Source organism: Vibrio sp. KMM 9700, from assembly GCF_058545285.1.
This window is the reverse complement of record NZ_CM178589.1, coordinates 1,155,808-1,178,962: the sequence shown is the minus strand read 5'-3', so window position 1 is coordinate 1,178,962 and position 23,155 is coordinate 1,155,808. Positions and strand designations below refer to the sequence as shown.

The following is a 23,155-nucleotide window of genomic DNA, read 5'->3' as shown; positions in this document are numbered from 1 at the left end:
CTAATAATGGAAGCCAAGAATGATCATCAGCATGATAGCTGCTGTAGCAAGCTGCGCAGAAAAGAAAGATAAATACGTCATCGGCAAAGATAACCAAATGTTATGGCACCTACCTGCTGATTTTGCATGGTTTAAACAGCAAACCTTAGGCAAACCTATCGTGATGGGGCGTAAGACTTATGAGTCGATAGGTCGACCGCTTCCTGGGCGTTTAAATATAGTGATCACGCGCGATCCTGCGTTAAAGATAGAAGGCTGTACTTGTGTGACTAGCCTTGAGCAAGCACTGCAAACCGCTCAAACTGAAGGCGCAGAAGAATTAATGGTCATAGGTGGCGGGGCGATTTATGAAGCCTTCTTACCCCTTGCTGAGCGCTTATATCTGACCTTTGTTGAGACTGAGCTTAAAGGCGATACTTATTTCCCTAACTGGCAACAAGCGCAAGTGACTTGGCAAGAAACAAGCTCTCAAAGCTATTTTGCAGATGAAAAGAATCCATACAATATGCGCTTTACGATATTAGAAAAGCAAGCTTCTTAGTTCTTAAACAGTTAAAAACTAACGATTGAGCGCTGCTTGAGTAAAGTAGCGTTTATCTTCCCAACGTAGAATCGTTAAATGCTCTCCCCATACACAACCAGTATCTAAACCTATCACATTGGCTTTAGGATCATCACAACCCATCAGCGCCGCCCAATGCCCAAAAATAACGGTTTTTTCAAGCTCTACGCGTTTTGGAACTTTAAACCAAGGCAAGATATTTGGATTAGTGATTTCATCGGGTGGCAACTTACACTTCATCTCAAAACTGCCATCGGTGTAGCAAAAACGCATCCGCGTAAAAGCATTGATGGTATATCTAAGTTTATCAACCTTTTCGAGATCTTTGCTCCAAGTCGTTGGGCTATTGCCATACATATTGGTGATAAGACTTTGCCAATCTTTCCCTTTAAGTTCTTTTTCGACTTTTTTTGCGTATTTACGCGCAGTTTTAAGATCCCAAACCGGCGAAATTCCAGCATGGCAAATCACAAACTCATCGGTTTCACGAAGTAAAGGTTGATGGCGTAACCAATCTAAAAGGGTATCCCGATCTGGGGCTGAGAAGATATTCTCGGTATGATCTTTGGGATTCAGTTTGTGGATCCCTGAGGCGACAGCCAACAAATGCAGATCATGGTTGCCTAAAATGCAGCGTGCGCTATCCCCAAGATCATATAAAAATCTTAGCGTTTCAAGAGATTGCGGACCTCGTGCAACAAGATCGCCGGCAACGTATAAGGTGTCTGTTTGCGGGGTAAATTTGATTTGTTCAAGAAGGGCTTGAAGCTCTGCAAAGCAGCCTTGAATATCACCTACAATATAAGTTGCCATCAGTTTTCCTATTACAAGAAGTTTTATTTAATGTATCAAAAACTTAGCAATAAAAAAACTGATAGCAAAAAATTAGTCGATTCAAGACATTATGAGTTTGAAAAGATCTTAAGCAAAGGTACGGCGAAGGTATTCAATAATATCTGAAGACTCATACATCCATTGATCTTTTTGACCTTCTTCTTCCATGCGTAGGCAAGGGATCATGCGCTTACCCGCATTGGCAACTAAAAAATCATAGCTAGCAGGATCTGCGTAGACATCCACAAGCGGGATTTGCTCACTTAAACCAAGCTCTTCAATCACAGCGCGAACTTTCAAGCAGTAAGGACAAGTTTGCTTGTGGTATAGGCTATATTTCATTGTATTTCCTTATATTGTTGGAGTTAGGTGCAAATTATCATGCCAGTTTCATTGAAACGAAAGCGTCAAGCATTTCATTCTCTCTACTTTATATCTGAAAGCAATCAATGAAACTAGCATCTTGCTCACTATTTTTGAGCTTCAGCTTTATTTGCTTGATCTTGGGCGTGCAACTTGTTAGCTAAGTCAACGAATTGATCAAGTCTTAAACCTTCAGGGCGCATGCTTGGATCAATGCCAAGATCTTCTAGGCCTTGCGCATCAATGAGCTTTTTAAAGCAGTTACGCACAGTTTTACGACGTTGGTTGAACCCTTCACGGCATACGCGATCAAGCCATTTTAAGCTTGTTGCAGGGTATGGCAGAGTTTCATATGGACTCAAGCGTACAACTGCTGAATCAACTTTAGGTGGCGGCACAAATGCTGTTGGCGGCACTTCAAGGACTGGCGTCACTTTACAGTAATATTGCGCCATCACAGTTAAGCGGCCATAAGCTTTGCTGCCTGGGCCTGCTGCGAGACGATTGACCACTTCTTTTTGCAGCATAAAGTGCATGTCTTGGACATCTTTATGGAACTCAAATAAGTGGAACATCAAAGGCGTTGAAATGTTATATGGTAAGTTACCAAAAATGCGCAGCTTATTGTTTGGCTTAACCAGTTGGTTGAAGTCGAAACGCATTGCATCGCCTTCATGGATCGTCAGTTTATCACCGAGTTCAGGGTGATGACGTAAGCGATCCGCCAAGTCGCGGTCAAGCTCGATAACAGTGAATTTATCGACTAGACGGCCAACAGGTTCAGTAATTGCTGCAAGGCCTGGGCCGATCTCGACAAGATTTTGACCCGGAAGTGGGTTAATCGCTGAAACGATACCATCGATAATATAAGGATCGTTTAAAAAGTTCTGACCAAAGCGTTTTCTTGCTTTATGCCCTAAATGAACATCATTGCTCATAAAAATTCTCTTTTATTAATAAATAGGATATGCATGGCGCTGCAATGGGTACATTATATTGAACCGATTAAGCTTTATGATGCTTTGCATTCGCCATTGTGATTGCTTGAGTTATAGCTGTATAAAAGCTACCCGTATCGGCTATCCCTTTGCCTGCAAGATCAAGCGCAGTGCCATGATCGACCGAGGTTCGAATAAAAGGCAAACCTAAGGTTATGTTGACTGCATTGCCAAAGCCTTTATATTTTAGAACCGGTAAACCTTGATCATGGTACATAGCTAAAATGCTATCTGCTTGTTCCAAATAATTGGGGTTGAAAATAGTATCTGCAGGTAATGGGCCCACTAGATCTATCCCTTCTTCTTGCTTTAATTGGTTCAAACAAGGAATGATAATATCTATCTCTTCACGGCCTAGATGACCATCTTCCCCTGCGTGAGGATTTAAGCCGCAGACATAAATTTTCGGCTGCTTAATTCCAAATTTTTGTTTGAGATCTGTGTTTAATATACGGATCACTAACTTGAGTTTATCAGGTGTGATAGCGGCGCTAATATCTTTTAGCGGCAAATGTGTTGTGACCAAAGAAACGCGCAAACCTTCGGTTGCAAGCATCATCACAACTTGCTTTGTGTTTGATATATCAGCAAAAAACTCAGTATGACCACTGAAACTTACACCTGCATCATTAATGACACCTTTATGTACAGGGGCGGTAACCAAAGCATCAAATTCTGTATTTAAACAAGCCAAGGCGCCGTATTCTAATGTGTTGAGCACGTATTGGCTATTATTTTTATCAAGTTTACCTGCTATAACTGGGGTCGATGTCGGGATATGAGCAACATATATTTGGCCAGCTTTTGCTGGAGATGTATGTATATCTTTTTGATAATCAATTATTTCGACATCAATATTGAGATCTTTGGCGCGCTCTAAAAGCATCTCTTTATCTGCGCAGACAACAATTTTATCATCCCATTGTTGCTGACAAAGACTTAAACAAAGATCTGGGCCAATCCCGGCAGGTTCACCTGATGTGATAATAATTGATTTCATAAATCCCTCTTAAAATAAAAACGCTCTGCTTTAGATAAATTTATCACAGGCAGAGCGTTTTTTATATGTATTGCGCATACTAGGTTGATTTTGTTATGCGGCTTATTCTGGTGCTAGGCTTGGATCTTTGTACTCGATATAAGCTGCAGCACGTAACTCTTGTAGCCAAGCGCCTGCTTCATCATTAAACTTACGCTTCATAAGCACTTGATAAGCTTGATTACGCATCGCATCTTGAGTTCTATCTACTTCACGGCGATCTAGTACTTCTAAGATATGCCAGCCATATTGAGTTTTAAATGGTTGACTGATTTGACCCGTTGGCAGCGTCTCAACTTGCTTTCTAAACTCTGGGACATAAGTATCTGGGGTTTGATAATCTAGTACACCATCTGCAATTGCAGAGCCTGTATCTTGACTATATTTGCGCGCGAGTTCAGCAAAGGTTTTTTCGCCAGATTTGATTTCGCGAATATATTCATTTAGCTGAGCTTTTGCACCTTCATCACTTAAAATTACTGAAGGTTTAATCAAAATATGACGAACTTTAGCTTCAGTCACAGAGACACTTGGCATTCCGCGGGTATCTTCAATCTTTAGAATATGGTAACCCACACCACTGCGAAATGGACCAATTAAAGCGCCTTTGCCTTGAGTCGTGATATGATCAGCAAAGATAGTTGGCATTTCTTCTTTACGCATCCAACCCCAATCACCACCTTCTAGGGCGTGTTCACCTTTGGAATAACTATAAGCTAAGGTTGCAAAATCTTCACCTTTCTGAAGGCGTTTGAACAGATCTTGAGCTTCTTTTTCAGTCGCTTTTTTGTCATCACCAAATTCAACTTGGATATGACTGAGTTTATATTGCACTTGCGCTGTGGTTTGCTCTGCCATCATTGCAGCAAGGCTGTCAATTTCGGCATCAGAAGCAGTAATACGGCGACGCACTGATGCATTACGAACTTCGCTGATCATAATCTCTTTGCGGATTTGCTCACGGAAAGTATTGTAATCTTGTCCTTGTGCTTCGATAGTTGCGCGAAGTTGTGGCACTGTTTTTTTATTTTCAATAGCGATATTTGCGATTGCATCATTTAAACGTGCATCGTCAATCTCAACACCAATGCGTTTGGCTTCTTGAACTTGCAACTCATCAAGAATAAGTTTATCTAAGATTTGGTTATCCAAAACATCTCGGCTTGGTAAGCTTTTACCTTGCTTATTTGCTTGGAGTTGGATGTTTTGCACTGCATTATCAATATCGCTTTGCAAAATCACGCCATTATTAACCACAACAACAACTTTATTAAGCTCTGTCATTGCTTGCGCTTGAATTCCGCTTAATAGCAAAATGCTTGCAAACAATCCCTGATACCATTTTTGCTTTAAACTATGGTTTGGTTTAAAAAAACTGATTTTCATTTAAAATTCCAAATTACTCTAATTATTCAAACTAAATGGGCGTGTGTAACCAAGCGCATTATCATCTTCACCACGTTCAACGGTAAAGTTCGTGCCAAACCCGCGGATCCCAACAGTGATCCCCCATTCTTGTTCATTATTATCCCCAAAGCGGTCTGTTTCGACTTTTGGTGCTTCAATATGACGGCTATAGGTGACGCCAACTGTCCAGCAATCATCTGTATAGGTTAGGCCTGCGACACCTTCAAGCATGATGTTTTCTTTGACATCATGAAAGTACTCAAGTTTCGCACTCACTTTATCTGTTATTTTTGCTTGGCTGGTAATGCCAACTTGGGAAATCCCTTCATTGGTAATAGTGCCATAGTCTGTATCATCTTTTGAGATGTTATTTAAGTTGGTCGCATTATCTTCGATATAAGATTTGGCGACATAACGATAACTTAACTGGGCAAAGCCAAAAGGTTTACGGTATTCAATTGCCGCATTGGCAATCTGCATATCAGATAAATCTGTATCGTATTGCAGTTCTCCGTCAAAGAACCAAGTGTCAGCAAAGTTAAACTCTGTATTGGCCGCAATAGCTGAGAAATCTTCTCTTTCTTCCTCATCCACATCTAAGTAATCAGAGGTGTTGTGATTTAGATAAATGATCTGACCGATAGAGAAGTTAAAGCGCTCTTTATAGTTGCTATCATAAAAACGCGTGGTAGCACCATAGCTAAACTGGTTAGCAGGGGCGATATAGTCGATACTACTATATTGGCGATCGCGGAACAGACCATAATAATCGCCTTGTAACTGAGTTGTATCGTAGCCACTGTATATATCACGCTGATCTTTATCCTCAACATATAGATATTGAAGTTGCGGTTCAATCGTTTGAGTATACCCGTGCCAAGTGGTTTTCTTATCTATATTCAGATTACCTTTGACGCGCACTTCGGGGATGAAACGATCGACATGCTCTTTTAGATCATCATTGGTGCTATCTTTGAGATCCTGATCATAATAGGTATAAAGCATCTTCGCTTCGGTCGTCAGCGAGCCCCAAGGTTTATTGAGTGGTAATACAAGACCCGGCTCGATGTGCACACGCGTGGCATCCGGCAGTCTTTCGCTATCGGTATCAAAGCGACTGATATGGGCATCAAGTTCCACATCAAGTGGACCTAACTGTTCAATCCCATAATATTTACTGCGTAGTTGTGGCAATAAACGATATGGAGTTGCATTGGTTAAAGCTTGGAAATCACGCGCCAATAAGGTGGTCGAAGAGTTTGTGGTACGGTACGAAACTTCACCTGTTTGCAATAGCTGACTATCTTCACGTTCACCGATATCTGAGCTTAAATCTTGGAAGTAGTCTTTATCGCTGACGCGAGAGAAATCGACTTCATATTTCCAATGTGAATCATAAATGCCTTCGTGGGTCCAGTTAAAGCCCCAGCGATCGCCATCACCGTCATAATCTCTATCATTTGGCATATAGTCAAATAGGATACGACCTGAACCAAAACCTTCAGTGAGATAGCGGAAGGTGTTTTCAAACTGCACCCCTTGGTGCTGATAAACATTAACTTTAGTCGTTAAGTCATAGTTTGGTGCGAGGTTAAAGTAAATCGGAACATTGATTTCATAACCATCGTCTGAGTTATAGCTAAAGCTTGGAAATAAAAAGCCGGTTTTACGCTTATCGCCAATTGGAACGGTGACATATGGCCAATAAAAGACAGGCACATCGAGAATTTCAAAACGCGTATGTTTTAAGGTGGCTTCTTCAGCTTCGTTATCGATATCAATTGATGATGATTTTACGCGCCAAGACTGATCACCTTCAGGGCAAGACGTTAAAGAGCCATCTTGCATACGATAAATGGATTGACCATCTTTTAAAATATATGCCGCATCGCCACGTCCTGGTTGGCAAAGCAACTGGTATTTCGTTTCGGTAAGCTCAGTTTGATTTCCTTCTAGATCAGAAACTGCTAAGTTAGAGATAGAATGAAGTTGCCCATCATTAAAATAAACATTACCGCGCGCCGTGACGTTGTCTTGAGATTGGTTCACCGTAATGGTGTCGGCCTTCATCGTCTTATCACCTTGGGTGACGACGACATCGCCCGTATAAGTCGCTTGGTTTTGTCCAAAAGCTTGCGCATTATTCGCTTCAATATTAACAGGTAACTGCTGTGAGTCTTGATTAGACGTTGGCGCAATACATTGCCCTGCAGGAGGCAAGGTTAGGTTTTCTCGACTAACATTCTGCGGGTTATCTTCGGCAAGTGCGCTTGGAATATGCGAAAACACAGCGCCAATAACGGCGGCTAAAAGGGTGCGGGACATTGGCTGCATGTTAATGAATTCATCCTATGAAACTAAAAACCATGGGCTAGAGATTAGCCAAACGAAAAAAGGTATCATATCATACACTGAAATGGGGGATAGATGCGAGTCCTGAGCAAGATTCTCGTAGCTAGGTGGGATCTAAATAGAAGTTAGGTAGTTTAATGATAGGTAAAATATTAGGTTTTATTTTTGGTTATATGCTTCTCAAAAGTTTTTTTGGTGGCTTAATCGGTTTATTTATTGGCCATCAATTTGATAAGGCCATACGTCGCAATGCATTCAATAATACATTTAGTGGTTTTGGACAAAAAAATACTGCTGATAACCAAGCTGAATTTTTTAAAGCGGCGTTTGCCGTGATGGGGCATGTGGCCAAAGCGAGCGGACAAGTGACGCAAGAAGAGATCACACTCGCAGCCATGATGATGGATAAGATGAATCTTAATCCGGAACAAAAACGTGCAGCTCAACAAGCATTTAGAGAAGGCAAAGATCCAGGTTTCCCGTTAGTTGATACGGTTCGTCGAGTTCGCTTTGCTGCGGGTCGTCGTCGTGATTTATTGCAATTTTTCTTGGAGCTACAAATATCTTCAGCTTTTGCGGATGGTTCACTCGATCCAAAAGAAGTTGATGTACTGAAAATTGTTGCGATTGAGCTTGGCTTTAGCGAAATGTATTTGCAGCAACGTATTCGCATGCAAGAAGCTGCATTTCGTTTTCAACAAGGCGGCGGTTTTGGTGGTTATTCAAATGGCGGTTACGCTGGTGGACAGGGCGGTTTTAATCAAGCCAGTACTCAAAGTCAACTTGATGATGCGTATAAACTATTAAACGTTGATAAAGACGCAGATCCTAAAACGATTAAGAGGGCGCATCGTAAATTAATGAATGAACACCACCCAGATAAGCTTGAAGCCAAAGGTTTGCCACCTGAAATGAAAGAGATGGCAAAACAAAAAGCGCAAGAAATTCAAAGTGCTTACGACTTAATTAAAACAGCCAAAGGCTTCAAATAGTCGCTTAACTAGGTGAATAGCGTTAAATACTTATTTAGCGTCATTTAAAGCCCAGTTATAATCATACTCAGGCTTGGTTGGTATTGCTTTTAAATCATTACGTTTTGATTGCAAATACTGCCAAGCCTTTGCTTTGCTACCTGCGCCAAACTTGCCGCCAAAATCTGCTGCATACCAGTCAAAAATGCTCGAAACTATAACTCCTTCAGGTGTGACTCTCGCACCTTTATTACTATGAATAAATTCTATTTCTGCTTGGGCGAGTAAGCCTGCACTATTTTTTGCGCTGAAGGCTTTTTGCTGCAAGTTCGGGCAACCTAAACTCGCACAGTTGACGGCATAATGAATGCGATAATCTTGCCAAATCGGGCGTAAGACTCGATGCTCAATGTCATTTAAACTCAGTTTTTGTCCCGTGATTGTTAACGATTTTTCATCCCAAGGCCCATAGCTAAATAGGCCGCCAAGCTTAGTTATCGATTTTAAAGGATAATTTTTTAGGATGAGTTGAACCGTATGCGCATTATATAAGTTTACCCAATACGCAAATTGCTCTTTTTTATTGTATTGTCTCGGGTCAAGTGAGATGAGAGATTGCACGTAGGCATTGAGGACGGATTTATCAGCGGGCGTCACTTTTGAATAGCGAAATAGAGTGTTTTCACCTTGTTTAATAAGGTATTTATCGAGTAAGTTTTGCCATGCTTGATGAGAGATAGTTTGAGCGTTGGCTTGATTCGTTTGATTCCAATACGTCCAAAGGTCTGATTTTGGCGCAGCATAGCTATGAAAGCTAAACAAAATTAAAATTGAGGTGAAGAAAGAGAGAGACGTTAGTTGTTTTCTCTTGCGAGTAAAGCCAGTTAGCATAATACTTTCCTTGTGATTCGTTTCGAAGTTAAAGTTTCTCAACATAGATGACAGGGGAAGTTAATAAAAAAGCTCCAGCCAAAACGACTAGAGCTTAATTTTTTCGCTTTAATATTCAGATAACTAAGTTTAAAGCTAGCTAAATTTAAGCATAGCTAGACTTAAACCAGAAAGCTTGGGATCGCAGCTTCATATTCGGAAATTTTGGCTTCATGCTGCAAGGTTAGACCAATATTATCTAAACCGTTTAACAAGCAGTGGCGACGAAACTCATCGATTTCAAATGAATAGGTTTTGCCGTTAGCAAGTACTTGCATGCTTTCTAAATCAACTGTTACCTCAGCGCCTTCGTTAGCTTCAACAAAGTTAAAGATTTCATCAACTTCTGCTTCAGTTAAACGTACAGGCACCATTTGGTTATTGATACTATTGCCATAGAAGATATCGGCAAAGCTTGGCGCGATCATAACTTGGATGCCGTAATCTGCCAGTGCCCAAGGGGCGTGTTCACGCGATGAGCCACAACCAAAGTTTTCACGAGCAAGTAGGATGCTCGCACCTTGATAGCGAGGTTTATTCATCACAAACTCAGGGTTTGGCTGCTGACCTGCATCATCTAAAAAACGCCAGTCATGGAAGAGGTGCTGGCCAAAGCCGAGGCGAGTCACTTTTTGTAGAAACTGCTTCGGAATGATTGCATCTGTATCAATGTTAGCAATATCTAATGGCACCACAAGGCCTGTGTGTTGTTTAAATCCTGACATATTATCTCCTTACGCCTTGCTTGTTTGGTTGGTATTAGCTAGTTCACGAATATCAACAAAATGACCAGCAATCGCTGCCGCAGCTGCCATTGCAGGGCTCACCAAGTGAGTACGTCCACCACGACCTTGACGGCCTTCAAAGTTACGGTTACTGGTTGATGCACAACGCTCACCTGCGCCTAATCTATCATTGTTCATCGCAAGGCACATAGAGCAGCCCGGTAAGCGCCATTCAAAGCCAGCTTCAAGGAAGATTTTATCTAAGCCTTCTTCTTCTGCTTGGCGTTTTACTTGCTCAGAGCCCGGAACGATTAGCGCTTGCACATGGCTTGCAACTTGACGACCCTTTGCGACTTGCGCTGCTGCGCGAATATCTTCGATACGTGAGTTAGTGCAAGAGCCGACAAAGACTTTATCCACGCTATAATCAGTTAGTTTTTTACCTGCTTCAAGTCCCATATAGGCCAATGCTTTGGCAGCAGAGGCTTGCTCGACTGGGTCACTAAAGCTTTCAGGTGCAGGGATAATGCCATCCACTGCCATTACTTGGCCTGGGTTAGTTCCCCAAGTGACTTGCGGCGTGATCTCGCTTGCATCTAAGATCACTTCGTGATCAAATTTGGCGTCTGGATCAGTTTTTAGCGTTTTCCAATACTCGACAGCTTTTTCAAAGTCTTCGCCTTTTGGCGCAAATTTACGATCTTTGATGTAATCAAATGTGGTTTGATCCGGCGCTATAAGGCCAGCTTTTGCGCCAAGCTCGATTGCCATGTTACAAACCGTCATGCGACCTTCCATAGATAAATCAGAAATCGCTTCACCCATAAACTCAACTACATAACCAGTACCACCAGCAGCCGTAGTTTTGCCGATAATCGCAAGCACAATATCTTTTGCCGTAATGCCTGGCGCTACTTTGCCTCGCACTTCGATTTTCATTGTTTTCGCTTTGGCTTGTTTTAAGGTTTGAGTAGCAAGTACGTGCTCAACTTCTGAAGTGCCAATGCCAAACGCAAGTGAGCCGAATGCGCCGTGAGTTGCGGTATGTGAGTCCCCACAAACAATCGTCATGCCTGGTAGGGTAATGCCAAGTTCAGGCCCCATTACATGCACAATGCCTTGATATTTGTGGTTTAAATCATACAGACGGACCCCAAATTCTTCGCAGTTTTTTGCCAAGGTTTGCATTTGAATACGCGCCATTTCACCCGAAGCATTGATATCTTTGGTTGTTGTGGAGACGTTGTGATCCATAGTTGCAAAGGTTTTGTTCACTTGACGGACTTTACGTCCTTTCTCACGCAGACCATCAAAGGCTTGTGGAGAGGTCACTTCATGCACCAAGTGACGGTCAATATAAAGAATTGGGTTTTCGCCTTGCGCTGCCACGGCAACGTGCGCATCATAAACTTTTTCGTATAGTGTTTTAGCCATAATTATATCCTGTGCTTATACTTTCGCGATTGCTCTGCTTCTTATCTTTGTTTATCGTTGCACTTGCTTGGTGTTATGCGCTCGCCACATAAGCAGCAATTTTATCGCCCATTTCAGAAGTAGTAAGTGCTTGCTTATTGCCAGAGAGATCTGCGGTTAATTCACCTGCAGCAAGGGCTTTAGATACTGCATTTTCAATCGCTTGAGCTGCATCTTCTTCGCCTAAGCTATAACGTAGCATTAAGGCTGCTGACAAGATTTGCGCGACAGGGTTCGCAATATTTTTACCTGCGATATCTGGCGCACTACCACCTGCTGGTTCATATAGGCCAAACTTAGAGTCGTTTAGACTTGCAGAAGGTAGCATACCCATTGAGCCTGTGATCATTGCGCATTCATCGGAGATAATATCGCCGAAGATGTTTGAGCAAAGCAGGACATCAAACTGGCTTGGATCTTTAATTAGCTGCATGGTCGCATTGTCGATATAGATATGTGAAAGCTCGACATCTGGATAATCTTTAGCAATGTCTTCGACTACTTCGCGCCATAAAATAGAGCTTTGTAGAACGTTTGCTTTATCGACAGAGCAAACTTTTTTTGAACGTAAACGCGCAGATTCAAACGCAATTTTTGCAATACGTTCTATTTCATAGCGATGATAGATTTCAGTATCAAATGCTTTTTCTTGTGCGCCTTCGCCTTCACGGCCTTTTGGCTGACCAAAATAGATGCCGCCAGTGAGTTCGCGTACCACAACAATATCAAAACCGCGCTCAGAGATGTCTGCGCGTAGTGGTGAGAAGCTTTCTAGACCTTGGTGGATTTGAGCAGGGCGCAGGTTACAAAAGAGTTGGAAGTGTTTACGTAGTGGAAGCAGTGCGCCACGCTCTGGTTGTTCGTTTGGTGGTAAGTTTTCCCATTTCGGGCCGCCAACTGAGCCAAATAAAATTGCATCAGAATCTTCACAAGCTTTTAGCGTTGAGGCGGGTAATGGGCTGCCGTGGTTGTCGATTGCAATCCCGCCGACATCATGCGCTTCGCGCTCTAGTGTGATATTGAATTTTGTTTCTACCGCATCAAGCACCTTGTGTGCCTGCGCCATAACTTCTGGGCCAATTCCATCTCCGGGTAGAACAGCAATTTTGTACTTGCTCATCAATTTATTTCCTTATTTGTATAATATTGTGTTTTTATATTTGTTTATTGCGACGATTCAGTTTAGCTCGATTGTGTCTGTATCATGGAACAAAGTTTAGAAATACAAGGATGTATTTCTCAAAGCGACCATGGATGGCTTGAGCGTCTTTGTGTAGTGATACAGACATGAGCGAGTTTCCTCGAAGCCAACTATTTTGAATTCAGCTTAATCTGCTCGATTTGCTCAGCGCGATAAATGCTATTGATCACATGCAGTAGCGCTTGGCCTGAAGCTTCAACAATATCCGTCGCAAGGCCAGTACCGTGATATTTACGACCTTTATAGTTAGCAATAATATCCGCTTGACCTAAACCATCTTCGCCTTCGCCTTTTGCGGTTAAATCAAACTTATCCAAGACAATGTCATAACCAGTTAGGCGATAAATACACTGGTATAAAGCATCAACCGGACCGTTTCCGACTGCCGCTTCTGACTTCTCTTCATCACCACATTGAAGCTTGACACTGGTTGTTGCCATAATGCTACCAGATTGCACACTTAGATAATTTAGTTTGAAATAATCATCTTCATCACGCAAATTAGCAAAGAACATTAAAGATTCTAAATCATAATCAAAGACTTGACCTTTACGGTCAGCTAATTTCAAAAAGTCTTCATAAAGCGTGTCTAGGTCATATTGATCTTCGTTGTAACCCATCGCATCCATGTGACTTTTCACTGCAGCGCGGCCTGAACGACTAGTCAAGTTCAATGCTTGCTTTTTCAAACCAATTGACTCTGGAGTCATGATTTCATATGTGTTTTTATTTTTTAGCATGCCATCTTGGTGAATACCAGAAGAATGACTAAATGCATTCGCGCCAACAATCGCTTTATTACTTTGAATTGGCATATTACATAGCTGGCTGACAAGTTTGCTAGTGCGATGAATTTCATCATATTTAAGGTTCGTGCCGACACCTAAAAGCTCTGAGCGGGTACGAATAGCCATAGCGACTTCTTCTAGAGCGCAGTTGCCCGCGCGTTCACCAATACCATTAATTGTGCCTTCAACTTGACGTGCGCCGGCTTGGATAGCGGAAAGTGAATTCGCAACCGACATGCCTAAATCATCATGGCAGTGCACAGAAATCACGGCTTTATCTATATTTGGAACACGGTTAAATAGGTTTTCGATGATGCCGCCAAATTCACTTGGAAGGGTATAACCAACTGTATCGGGAATATTTACTGTGGTTGCGCCAGCGTTAATTGCAGCTTCCACCATGCGGCATAAGTTATCGATATGAGTACGCCCAGCATCTTCACATGAAAACTCGACATCATCTGTATAACGACGTGCGCGTTTCACAGCATTGATTGCCATTTCAATCACATCATCATAGCTTTTCTTTAGTTTGTCTTGAACATGGATATTCGAGGTGGAGATAAAGGTGTGGATTCGAAATGCTTCAGCAACTTTTAGCGCTTCGGCAGCAACATCAATGTCTTTTTCTACTGCGCGGGACAAGCCACAAATACGGCTATTTTTAATTTCACGAGCGATCGTTTGTACAGACTCAAAATCACCAGGCGAAGAAACAGGGAAGCCTGCTTCAATCACATCGATTCCAAGACGCTCTAAAGCGAACGCAATTTGTAGTTTTTCTTTGACCGTTAAACTTGCAGATAGCGCTTGCTCACCATCGCGTAATGTCGTATCAAAAAATATTACCTTGTCATCTTTCATGATGTATTCCTTATCCCTGTGTGTCTAGTCAGTCGATTGCTGTTGCAATGTCCATAGATTTTAAATACAAAAAAGCCCGCGTTGATGATTGCGGGCTAGTCGTAAACTTGTGTTTTTGCAGTGCACAGCCTACCCGCGTGAAATATCCACGAGAAGCAGGAGGAGGTTTGCTTTGCTGATTGTTGCTGTTTGTTTAGCATTATCAAAAAACATATAAAGTCCGATGCACTGTTAAAAAAATAAACTGATTAAATTATTACCGCATCTTAGGGGGCAGAGTCAAGGGTTAAGGTGAAAAAGATCAGATTAATTACTTATTCGGGGCAAATCGGTTTGAATCAAACTCGCCATATATTGATACTTTATATATAACACAACTATAGGATTAACTATTTGGGTACATATTTAATGCATAAACTTGAATATTTATATGGTGAATATGTGCTCGAATGGATAAATCAAAACGGCGTTCAAATGTTACAGAGGATGACAAAAGATTGACCTTGATGACAAAAGCATGACTTTTTTTATAAAAATTTTATGTTTTTCGCTTTTTAGGATTTTTTAGAAAATTATTATATTTTTGATTTTTATAGGTTTTATTGTGGTATGGGTAAAATGTTGTCAAATCTTCTCAAAGTATTTGTGGTTTTAATGAAATATAAGGGATAGTTATCCCAAGACAATGATTCCCAAGTGTTTGCAGAAAAATTAATCTATTTTTGATTTGCTCAAGCTACAGCGGGTATTCATTAAATAAATCAATTACAAAAGGATAGAGTGATGAGTATTCAGGATAGAATTGGCGACTCAATGGGAATGAAGAGTGAAACTGAGTCAAAACTACGTAGTGTTGATTTAAACCTACTGACTGTCTTTGACGCTGTGATGCAAGAGCAAAACATTACCCGTGCAGCGCAATACTTAGGAATGTCTCAACCTGCAGTAAGTAATGCTGTTTCTCGTTTAAAGCTGATGTTTAATGATGAGTTATTTATTCGTCATGGGCGTGGCATTCAACCAACAGAGCGTGCTCGTCAATTATTTGGCCCAGTTCGTCAATCTCTACAATTGATTTTAAATGAATTACCTGGCTCTGTGTTTGAAGCAAGTTCATCGACTCGAACTTTTAAATTGGCCTTGTGTTCGCCTTCTGATTTACGTTTTGCGCCATCAATCATGCGCGCCGTCGAAGCGAAAGCACCAAATGTTGAGTTGAATGTGACGGCAGATCTTAATGAAAAATTGGCCGAAAAACTAAAATATCAACAACTCGATTTTGTTGTCGACTATTTACATTTTGATGAACCTGGCTTTCGTAGCACAGAAATTTTTCGTGATGAATTAGTTGTTGTCGCTGCGCACACACACCCAAGACTGAGCGATAAAATTAACCAAACTGAATTTTTGGCAGAAAAGCATGCATCGCTTTCAAAGGTAGAAGGTGTACGTAGTTTCTTTGACCATGTATATGGCAATTTAGATTATTCATGCGCATATCAAGGTACAAGTCTAAGCAATATTTTATATGTGGTGAGTCAATCTGACATGATCACAGTAGCGCCTCGTTGGTTAGCTGAAAGTCTGCCGAACCAAGAACAATATAAAATCTTTGATTACCCATTCGCTGATAATCAAGTTTCGGGTTACCTGAGTTGGCACGACTCTAGCGAAAAAGATAAAGGCCATATTTGGATGCGTGAAAAATTAATGAAAGTTTGCGGCAAAGAATTAAATTCTAGCCTATAACAGATTTAATCTAGATCTTTAGTATAAAGCTTCATTGTCAGTTTATTTGCCCTGCCATTATGGTGGGGCTTTTTGTATCTGCTTGACGCATATTGTATAAATCGTGACCTTTATGACATTTTAGGCGTAGACAAAGTGGTTAAAATTTAGTTAATCTCTAAGCTAGCTTGTGAGTTTAAACTTGGAGACAAACCTCACGACTGAGTGTTGAGAAGATTATATCTGAAGTTCTCAACTTGCTAGGCGTTATCACGCTTAGTGCAACATAGTCTTTTCCTTTGTAGAGCACGAGCATTTGCAGCCTTGCAAAATAAAGGATGTATTTTTTAGGCTAAAAATAAGCCCTAACTATGTAAATCTTATACAGGCTCAACCATACATTGGGTGGGTGTAAGGTTTAAGGAGATAAAATGGAATATTTATCTGGCGCGGACATGATTGTTCGCTCTTTAATTGATGAAGGTGTGGAACACATCTTTGGTTATCCTGGCGGCTCAGTGTTAGATATCTATGATGCGCTGCATGAAAAAAGTGATATTGAGCATGTGCTGGTGCGTCATGAACAAGCGGCAGTGCATATGGCTGATGGTTACGCGAGGGCAACCGGTGAAGTCGGTGTCGTTCTCGTTACTTCTGGCCCTGGCGCAACAAATGCCATCACAGGTATTGCAACGGCTTATATGGACTCAGCGCCTATGGTGGTTTTATCGGGTCAAGTGCCAAGCAGCCTTATCGGCAATGATGCTTTCCAAGAGTGTGATATGGTTGGGATCTCCCGTCCAGTAGTTAAACATAGCTTTTTAGTTACCAAAGCTGAAGATATCCCTGAAACCATTAAAAAAGCATTTTATCTTGCTTCAACCGGTCGCCCTGGACCCGTCGTTGTCGACTTACCTAAAAATGTTCTAAATCCTTTAGAAACATTCCCTTATCATTATCCTGAATCGATTAAAATGCGTTCTTATAACCCGACCACAACAGGGCACAAAGGACAAATTAAAAAAGCATTTAAAGCTTTGGTTGAAGCTAAAAAACCAGTGCTTTATGTCGGTGGTGGTGCAATTATCTCAGGTGCAGAGAAATATTTACTCCAATTAGCTGAAAAGCTGAATATTCCTGTCGTGAGTACCTTAATGGGCTTGGGAGCTTTTCCAGGGACACATGAGCAATCTCTTGGAATGCTTGGAATGCACGGCACCTTTGAAGCCAACAGTGCAATGCACAATAGTGACTTGATCTTCGGGGTAGGCGTGCGCTTTGATGACCGCACCACAAATAATGTTGAAAAGTATTGCCCAAATGCGAAGATCATTCATATAGACATAGATCCTTCTTCGATCTCTAAAACCGTACGCGTGGATCTACCTATTGTTGGTTCTGCGGAAATTGTATTAGAGCAAATGCTTAAACTACTTGAAGAGTGCGAATGTGAGCAAGATTCACAAGCGATTGAAGCGTGGTGGCAAGAGATCCAAACGTGGCGCGCACGTCAATGTCTTGAGTTTGATCGCACCTCAGACAAGATTAAGCCGCAAGAAGTGATTGAAACGCTTTATAAGCTCACTCATGGCAATGCATATGTTGCTTCCGATGTTGGCCAGCATCAGATGTTTGCCGCACTTTATTATCCATTTGATAAACCAAGACGTTGGATCAACTCTGGCGGGCTTGGCACTATGGGCTTTGGCTTACCAGCGGCGCTTGGGGTTAAGTTTGCGATGCCTGATGAAGAGGTGGTTTGCGTTACCGGTGATGGCAGTATTCAGATGAATATTCAAGAGCTTTCGACTGCGATGCAATATGATATTCCGGTGAAGATCATCAACTTGAATAACAGATTTCTAGGTATGGTGAAGCAGTGGCAAGATATGATTTATCAAGGTCGCCACTCTTCTTCTTATATGGACTCTGTGCCAGACTTTGCTGCGATAGCAGAAGCTTATGGCCATGTTGGGATCCGCATTAATACTAAAGATGAGCTTGAAGCTGGGCTTGAAAAGGCGTTAGCGATGAAAGATCGCCTAGTCTTTGTTGATATTAATGTTGATGAAACGGAGCATGTTCATCCAATGCAAATTAAGGGTGAGGCGATGGATAAAATGTGGTTAAGCAAGACGGAGCGCAGCTAATGAGACATATCATTTCTCTTTTATTAGAAAACCAACCAGGTTCTTTATCACGCGTTGTCGGGCTTTTCTCACAGCGTGGTTATAATATCGAATCACTGACAGTATCCCCAACCGATGATGCAACGCTTTCACGTATCAATATTACGACGGCGAGTGACGCCATGGTACTTGAGCAAATTCAAAAGCAGTTACATAAGCTTGTTGATGTATTAAAAGTTCAAGAAGTGACAGAGTGCCCACATATTGAGCGTGAATTGATGTTGGTAAAAGTCAAAGCGAATGGCGCAAGTCGTTCTGAAGTGCATCGAATCTCTGATATTTTCCGTGGCCAGATTGTCGATACAACAGCGACCCTGTTTACGGTTCAACTTACTGGTGACAGCGCTAAGCTTGATGCTTTTATTCGCGCTATGTCTGAGGTCACTGAAGTGATCGAAGTTGCGCGTAGTGGCGTGGTTGGGATAACTCGAGGTGAGCGCGCTCTAAAAGCTTAAATTAGTGCACTTAACATGAGCGCGATTCACGATATAAAAGCCAGCCAAGTGCTGGTTTTTTTGTCCTTATTTTTATACTTGGTCATTTTTATTTGCTTTAAAAGTAGTTTAATCGACACACTTTTTAGGTGTGAGGAATATATGTCACGAAAGTATCTTGTAAGTTTCACTGAATATTCAATTAAGAGAAGATTATTCAATACAAAAACAAGTGATATTGCTCAAGGTTTAAACACTTAAAATCATTTTTAGATTAAATTTATACTTCTGATAAATTTCTATCTTTTATCTATCTGTTTGATTTATATATTTAATATAACATTGTTTGATTGTCCTTATTAACATCTAATTCTTTCATTTTTATGGCGAAAATTCGTGATATAGCTCGAATTTTTTCATGGAAGTGTCACATTTATTGGTTGTAATAGCCTCACTTTTGAAGCAACTTGATTTGCTTCGATTTAATGAGCTAATTAAATTGATAATAAGGATATTCCCTTGAAAACTTTCTATAAATCTTTAATCGCTAGCGCTGTTTTAGCTTCTTCTATGTCGGCTTTTGCTGTTGATCTACCTGTTACTGTTTACGGTAAATTAAACATTTCGGCGCAGTCGAATGATGATGATGTTGATGATGAAACTCGTATTCAATCAAACGCATCGCGCCTAGGTGTGAAAGGTGATTTTGATATCAACCAAAGCGTAACTGGTTTTTATCTTTTAGAATATGAACTGGTTACTGATAATGATGGTGGTGATGATTTTAAAGCGCGTAACATCTATGCGGGTCTTAAAGGTGACAGCTGGGGTCAGATGATGCTTGGCCGTAATGATACGGTATTGAAAAACTCTCAAGGTAAGGTTGATCAATTTAACGATTTAAGTGGTGATCTTAAAAATCTATTTAAAGGTGACAACCGTTTTGATCAAACTTTTACTTACCTAACACCTAAATGGAATCAACTCCAAGCTGGCTTTACTTATGTTGCATCGGATGATGAAGACCAAGATAAAGCTTATTCAGATTATGATATGGATGGTAAAGATGGTTTCAGCTCTGCATTGATGTATGGTGACTCAGGCCTGAAAGACACACCAATTTTTGCCTCAGTTGCTTATGATACACAAGTTAAAGGCTATGATATTATCCGCGCAAGCATTCAAGGTAAGATCGGCGATCTAACCTTAGGCGGCATGTATCAAGATCAAGAAAAGTCTGAAGGTTCAAGCGATAGCACAGATGGTTACTTACTAAGCGCTGCATATCAAATTAGCGCTGTAACGCTTAAAGCACAATGGCAAGATATGGACGAGGTGGGTGATTCATGGTCTGTCGGCGCAGATTATAAACTAGCAGACCCAACCAAGCTTTACGCTTTCTATACGGCGCGCACTATGGAAGATGACTTAGATGTGTTAGATGATGCTGGCGCAGCTATTGGCTATAAAGACCGTGACGAGACTTACTTCGGCGTTGGTATCGAGCATAAATTCAGCATGTAATTGCTGAGCGTAGTAAAATAAAAACTTATGTGCTAATCAAAAGGGTCTCTTAGAGGCTCTTTTTTTATGTTTGTGGTATCTGAAATCAAGATACAAAAAAAGGAGCCACAATGGACTCCTTTAATCAAATTCAAATATGACGAATTTTTATAGAACGTGAACAGATGAAGTGTTTGTAGTGCCAGATGGAACAAGCGCACCTGAAACCATCACTGCAATCTCACCTTTCTCACCAGCACCTTGCTCAAGAGCAATTGCCATACCTTGACGGTAGAAGTCATCAGTGCTTTCGATTTTATCAACAACAACTGGTGTAACACCTTTAGATAGGCAAAGTTGCGCAGCAGTTTTAGTGTTAGTTGTTACAGCAATGATTTTTGCAGTTGGGAAGTATTTACGGATTGAGCGCGCAGACTTACCAGCTTCAGTTGCCACAACGATAACTGGCGCAGCTAGTTTCTCTGCAGTTTCAACTGCTGATTTACATACTGCTTCAGTGATACGTAGGCGATCGCTGTCTAGACGAGAACCTAGCTCAGCTTTAAGAGCGCGGTCAGTGCGAGAACAGATTTGCGCCATGATAGTCACTGCTTCAACTGGGTATTTACCTTTCGCAGACTCACCAGAAAGCATTACTGCATCTGTACCATCCATGATTGCGTTTGCAACGTCACCCGCTTCAGCGCGTGTTGGACGTGGGTTTTTGATCATTGAATCAAGCATTTGAGTTGCAGTGATAACAACTTTACGTGCGCGATTACATTTTTCAATCATCATTTTTTGAGCGAAGATTACTTCTTCAACTGGGATCTCAACACCTAGGTCACCACGAGCAACCATGATGCCGTCAGAAGCTTCTAGGATCTCATCGAAGTTGTCCACACCTTCTTGGTTTTCGATTTTAGAGATGATTTGGATATTCTCGCCACCGTTCGCGCAAAGTAGTTCGCGGATTTCTTTCACGTCTTGTGCTTTACGGATGAAAGAAGCAGCTACGAAATCAACGCCTTGCTCACAACCAAATTTAAGGTCAGCTTTATCTTTTTCTGCAAGAGCAGGAAGCTGAACAGAAACGCCAGGAAGGTTAACACCTTTGTTTTCGCCTAGGTCACCGTTGTTAAGTACTTTACATTTAACTTCAGTATCAGTTGTTGCAAGCACTTCCATTTCGATTAGACCATCGTCAACTAGGATAGTATCGCCAGCTGTTAGATCTTTAGCAAAACCTGGGTAAGTTACTGCAACTGTGTTTTTGTTACCAACAACGCTAGTATCAGTTGTGAAAGTAAACTCTTGACCAGCAGTAAGAGCAACATCATCACCGTTTTCTAGTTTGATAGTACGGATTTCAGGACCTTTAGTATCAAGTAGAATAGCAAGTTGCTTGCCAGTGTTTTTCATCACTTGACGTAGATTCGCAATACGGTTGCCGTGTTCTTCAAAGTCACCGTGAGAGAAGTTCAAACGCATAACGTTCATGCCAGCGTTAGCAAGTTCAGTTAGTTTCTCAACAGACTCAGTTTTAGGGCCAATCGTACAAACGATTTTGGTCTTTTTCATGGAAGATTATCTCCGGTTAATATTATATAAAATTGGTTTACGGTTCCCTAAATATTGCTATGTCGGGAGTATAAGTATTCTTCAAACCATTCTGCGGACCGTGTTATTTGGTGCTGTGCAGCTTCTGCGTGTCGATTTATGTTTGAACATAAAAGACGCAGGTGTAACGGGGACAAATTCTAGCAGTTTTTAGTTATAAAATCACGGTCGATAATTGTTTTAAAACAATATTTCGTTAAATAATCTGCTTTTTGTGAAAATTTTGTTGTTAATTTACGAAAATATCGGCAAAAGAGGTGTGGTTTTCGTTATTTATTTACATTTTCTCACAATTCTCCCTTTTTGCCTGAATTATTTATATAGGACTGAAAATAAAAACTAGACAAAAAGGTTTCGTTTTATGTATTATCTTTCGAAACGAAACTTATCTAGCGAATCGAAACTTATGTCTAAACGAAATACTCAACTGCGTCGTCATCATATTGTCCAACTGATCAATCAGCAGGGCGAAGTAAGTGTAGATGCTTTAACAAAAGAGTTTGATATTTCTGAAGTTACGATTCGTAAAGACTTAGCTGCATTGGAAACAAACGGATTACTGTTACGCCGTTATGGTGGTGCTATTGCGATTCCACAAGAGATTGTGACTGAAGAATCGTCAAATGAAGTTTCGAAACGAAAGTTATCGATTGCAAAACTTGCTGCCACCCTGATTTCAGATCATCACCGCATCATTATTGATAGTGGCCGCACAACCGCAGCGCTGATTGAGCAGTTTGAATCTAAGCGTGGTTTGATTGTGATGACTAATTCCTTGCATGTTGCCAATGCATTAAATGCGCTTGAAAGTGAACCGACCTTATTAATGACTGGTGGCACTTGGGATGCGCATTCCGAATCTTTCCAAGGCAAGGTGGCAGAGTCAGTTTTACGTGCTTATGACTTTGATACGCTCTTTATTGGCGCAGATGGTCTGGATTTAGAGCGCGGCACAACATCCTTTAATGAATTATTAGGCCTTAGCCAAGTGATGGCTGAAGTCGCGCGCCAAGTCGTGGTGATGATCACCTCAGATAAAATTGGCCGCAAAATCCCAAATTTAGAATTAGCTTGGGAACATATAGATATTCTCGTTACCGATGACGGGATCACCCAAGAACAAATTCAAGTCATTGAAGCGCAGGGCGTTAAAGTCTTAGCTTCGGATCAATAA

At 41.2% G+C, this 23,155-nt stretch carries 19 protein-coding genes; 7 read left to right on the top strand and 12 right to left on the bottom strand.

The genetic code is table 11. From position 1 onward, the window contains the following. The first annotated feature begins 19 nt into the window (after nt 1-19). Nucleotides 20-541 (top strand): type 3 dihydrofolate reductase, encoded by a 522-nt coding sequence (gene folA, locus AC2VOY_RS05190; protein WP_491832771.1) that lies wholly within the window; start codon nt 20-22, stop codon nt 539-541. Nucleotides 542-559: 18 nt separating this feature from the next. On the opposite strand, the gene AC2VOY_RS05185 is transcribed toward folA, so the two are convergent. The 6 genes from AC2VOY_RS05185 to lptD all read right to left on the bottom strand — a co-directional run bounded on the left by AC2VOY_RS05185 (nt 560) and on the right by lptD (nt 7,537). After that, nucleotides 560-1,375, bottom strand: coding sequence for a symmetrical bis(5'-nucleosyl)-tetraphosphatase (locus tag AC2VOY_RS05185; RefSeq protein WP_491832769.1), 816 nt, complete (start codon nt 1,373-1,375; stop codon nt 560-562). 108 nt (nt 1,376-1,483) lie between these two features. Next, entirely contained in the window at nt 1,484-1,738 is a 255-nt protein-coding gene (locus AC2VOY_RS05180) for a glutathione S-transferase N-terminal domain-containing protein (RefSeq protein WP_491832767.1), read from the bottom strand. 128 nt (nt 1,739-1,866) lie between these two features. Next, entirely contained in the window at nt 1,867-2,697 is an 831-nt protein-coding gene (rsmA, locus tag AC2VOY_RS05175; RefSeq protein WP_491832765.1) for a 16S rRNA (adenine(1518)-N(6)/adenine(1519)-N(6))-dimethyltransferase RsmA, read from the bottom strand. Nucleotides 2,698-2,764: 67 nt separating this feature from the next. After that, nucleotides 2,765-3,757 (bottom strand): 4-hydroxythreonine-4-phosphate dehydrogenase PdxA, encoded by a 993-nt coding sequence (pdxA, locus tag AC2VOY_RS05170; RefSeq protein WP_491832763.1) that lies wholly within the window; start codon nt 3,755-3,757, stop codon nt 2,765-2,767. 102 nt (nt 3,758-3,859) lie between these two features. Beyond that, nucleotides 3,860-5,182 carry a peptidylprolyl isomerase SurA gene (gene surA, locus AC2VOY_RS05165; protein ID WP_491832762.1) on the bottom strand — a complete coding sequence of 441 codons (1,323 nt, stop codon included), beginning with the start codon at nt 5,180-5,182 and terminating at the stop codon, nt 3,860-3,862. A gap of 18 nt (nt 5,183-5,200) precedes the next feature. Next, the gene (gene lptD / locus AC2VOY_RS05160) at nt 5,201-7,537 is read right to left on the bottom strand and encodes an LPS assembly protein LptD (RefSeq protein ID WP_491832760.1); all 2,337 of its coding nucleotides are present in this window, start codon (nt 7,535-7,537) and stop codon (nt 5,201-5,203) included. Between the two features lie 155 nt (nt 7,538-7,692). Between lptD and djlA the strand changes: the two genes are divergently transcribed. After that, nucleotides 7,693-8,547: a co-chaperone DjlA gene (djlA, locus tag AC2VOY_RS05155; RefSeq protein ID WP_491832758.1), complete on the top strand. Its 855-nt coding sequence runs from the start codon at nt 7,693-7,695 to the stop codon at nt 8,545-8,547. Between the two features lie 30 nt (nt 8,548-8,577). Here djlA and AC2VOY_RS05150 read toward each other — a convergent pair whose 3' ends face one another. The 5 genes from AC2VOY_RS05150 to leuA all read right to left on the bottom strand — a co-directional run bounded on the left by AC2VOY_RS05150 (nt 8,578) and on the right by leuA (nt 14,507). After that, entirely contained in the window at nt 8,578-9,417 is an 840-nt protein-coding gene (locus AC2VOY_RS05150; RefSeq protein ID WP_491832756.1) for a DUF547 domain-containing protein, read from the bottom strand. Nucleotides 9,418-9,578: 161 nt separating this feature from the next. After that, nucleotides 9,579-10,181, bottom strand: coding sequence for a 3-isopropylmalate dehydratase small subunit (gene leuD / locus AC2VOY_RS05145; protein ID WP_491832754.1), 603 nt, complete (start codon nt 10,179-10,181; stop codon nt 9,579-9,581). A 9-nt stretch (nt 10,182-10,190) separates the two neighbouring features. Further along, the gene (gene leuC, locus AC2VOY_RS05140; RefSeq protein ID WP_491832752.1) at nt 10,191-11,615 is read right to left on the bottom strand and encodes a 3-isopropylmalate dehydratase large subunit; all 1,425 of its coding nucleotides are present in this window, start codon (nt 11,613-11,615) and stop codon (nt 10,191-10,193) included. Nucleotides 11,616-11,688: 73 nt separating this feature from the next. Further along, nucleotides 11,689-12,774, bottom strand: a complete 1,086-nt coding sequence (gene leuB, locus AC2VOY_RS05135) for a 3-isopropylmalate dehydrogenase (RefSeq protein ID WP_491832750.1) — start codon at nt 12,772-12,774, stop codon at nt 11,689-11,691. Nucleotides 12,775-12,965: 191 nt separating this feature from the next. After that, complete coding sequence (leuA, locus tag AC2VOY_RS05130) at nt 12,966-14,507, bottom strand: 2-isopropylmalate synthase (protein WP_491832748.1); 1,542 nt, start codon at nt 14,505-14,507, stop codon at nt 12,966-12,968. A gap of 783 nt (nt 14,508-15,290) precedes the next feature. Between leuA and leuO the strand changes: the two genes are divergently transcribed. The 4 genes from leuO to AC2VOY_RS05110 all read left to right on the top strand — a co-directional run bounded on the left by leuO (nt 15,291) and on the right by AC2VOY_RS05110 (nt 20,382). Further along, the gene (leuO, locus tag AC2VOY_RS05125; RefSeq protein ID WP_491832746.1) at nt 15,291-16,256 is read left to right on the top strand and encodes a transcriptional regulator LeuO; all 966 of its coding nucleotides are present in this window, start codon (nt 15,291-15,293) and stop codon (nt 16,254-16,256) included. 410 nt (nt 16,257-16,666) lie between these two features. Next, the gene (locus tag AC2VOY_RS05120; RefSeq protein WP_491832744.1) at nt 16,667-18,385 is read left to right on the top strand and encodes an acetolactate synthase 3 large subunit; all 1,719 of its coding nucleotides are present in this window, start codon (nt 16,667-16,669) and stop codon (nt 18,383-18,385) included. Further along, nucleotides 18,385-18,879, top strand: coding sequence for an acetolactate synthase small subunit (ilvN, locus tag AC2VOY_RS05115; RefSeq protein WP_491832743.1), 495 nt, complete (start codon nt 18,385-18,387; stop codon nt 18,877-18,879). Before AC2VOY_RS05120 ends, ilvN begins: the two co-directional genes overlap by 1 nt. Nucleotides 18,880-19,377: 498 nt before the next feature. Further along, complete coding sequence (locus tag AC2VOY_RS05110; protein ID WP_491832741.1) at nt 19,378-20,382, top strand: porin; 1,005 nt, start codon at nt 19,378-19,380, stop codon at nt 20,380-20,382. Between the two features lie 147 nt (nt 20,383-20,529). Here AC2VOY_RS05110 and pykF read toward each other — a convergent pair whose 3' ends face one another. Continuing rightward, on the bottom strand, nt 20,530-21,942 hold the full coding sequence (gene pykF, locus AC2VOY_RS05105; protein WP_491832740.1) for a pyruvate kinase PykF: 1,413 nt from the start codon (nt 21,940-21,942) through the stop codon (nt 20,530-20,532). A 445-nt stretch (nt 21,943-22,387) separates the two neighbouring features. On the opposite strand from pykF, the gene AC2VOY_RS05100 reads away from it, so the two are divergent. Continuing rightward, the gene (locus AC2VOY_RS05100) at nt 22,388-23,155 is read left to right on the top strand and encodes a DeoR/GlpR family DNA-binding transcription regulator (RefSeq protein ID WP_491832738.1); all 768 of its coding nucleotides are present in this window, start codon (nt 22,388-22,390) and stop codon (nt 23,153-23,155) included.

Bases quoted from the DNA above. Each gene is read 5' to 3' on its own strand.
- folA (WP_491832771.1), top strand. From the start codon at position 20: ATGATCATCAGCATGATAGCTGCTGTAGCAAGCTGCGCAGAAAAGAAA.
- AC2VOY_RS05185 (WP_491832769.1), bottom strand. From the start codon at position 1,375: ATGGCAACTTATATTGTAGGTGATATTCAAGGCTGCTTTGCAGAGCTT.
- AC2VOY_RS05180 (WP_491832767.1), bottom strand. From the start codon at position 1,738: ATGAAATATAGCCTATACCACAAGCAAACTTGTCCTTACTGCTTGAAA.
- rsmA (WP_491832765.1), bottom strand. From the start codon at position 2,697: ATGAGCAATGATGTTCATTTAGGGCATAAAGCAAGAAAACGCTTTGGT.
- pdxA (WP_491832763.1), bottom strand. From the start codon at position 3,757: ATGAAATCAATTATTATCACATCAGGTGAACCTGCCGGGATTGGCCCA.
- surA (WP_491832762.1), bottom strand. From the start codon at position 5,182: ATGAAAATCAGTTTTTTTAAACCAAACCATAGTTTAAAGCAAAAATGG.
- lptD (WP_491832760.1), bottom strand. From the start codon at position 7,537: ATGCAGCCAATGTCCCGCACCCTTTTAGCCGCCGTTATTGGCGCTGTG.
- djlA (WP_491832758.1), top strand. From the start codon at position 7,693: ATGATAGGTAAAATATTAGGTTTTATTTTTGGTTATATGCTTCTCAAA.
- AC2VOY_RS05150 (WP_491832756.1), bottom strand. From the start codon at position 9,417: ATGCTAACTGGCTTTACTCGCAAGAGAAAACAACTAACGTCTCTCTCT.
- leuD (WP_491832754.1), bottom strand. From the start codon at position 10,181: ATGTCAGGATTTAAACAACACACAGGCCTTGTGGTGCCATTAGATATT.
- leuC (WP_491832752.1), bottom strand. From the start codon at position 11,615: ATGGCTAAAACACTATACGAAAAAGTTTATGATGCGCACGTTGCCGTG.
- leuB (WP_491832750.1), bottom strand. From the start codon at position 12,774: ATGAGCAAGTACAAAATTGCTGTTCTACCCGGAGATGGAATTGGCCCA.
- leuA (WP_491832748.1), bottom strand. From the start codon at position 14,507: ATGAAAGATGACAAGGTAATATTTTTTGATACGACATTACGCGATGGT.
- leuO (WP_491832746.1), top strand. From the start codon at position 15,291: ATGAGTATTCAGGATAGAATTGGCGACTCAATGGGAATGAAGAGTGAA.
- AC2VOY_RS05120 (WP_491832744.1), top strand. From the start codon at position 16,667: ATGGAATATTTATCTGGCGCGGACATGATTGTTCGCTCTTTAATTGAT.
- ilvN (WP_491832743.1), top strand. From the start codon at position 18,385: ATGAGACATATCATTTCTCTTTTATTAGAAAACCAACCAGGTTCTTTA.
- pykF (WP_491832740.1), bottom strand. From the start codon at position 21,942: ATGAAAAAGACCAAAATCGTTTGTACGATTGGCCCTAAAACTGAGTCT.
- AC2VOY_RS05100 (WP_491832738.1), top strand. From the start codon at position 22,388: ATGTCTAAACGAAATACTCAACTGCGTCGTCATCATATTGTCCAACTG.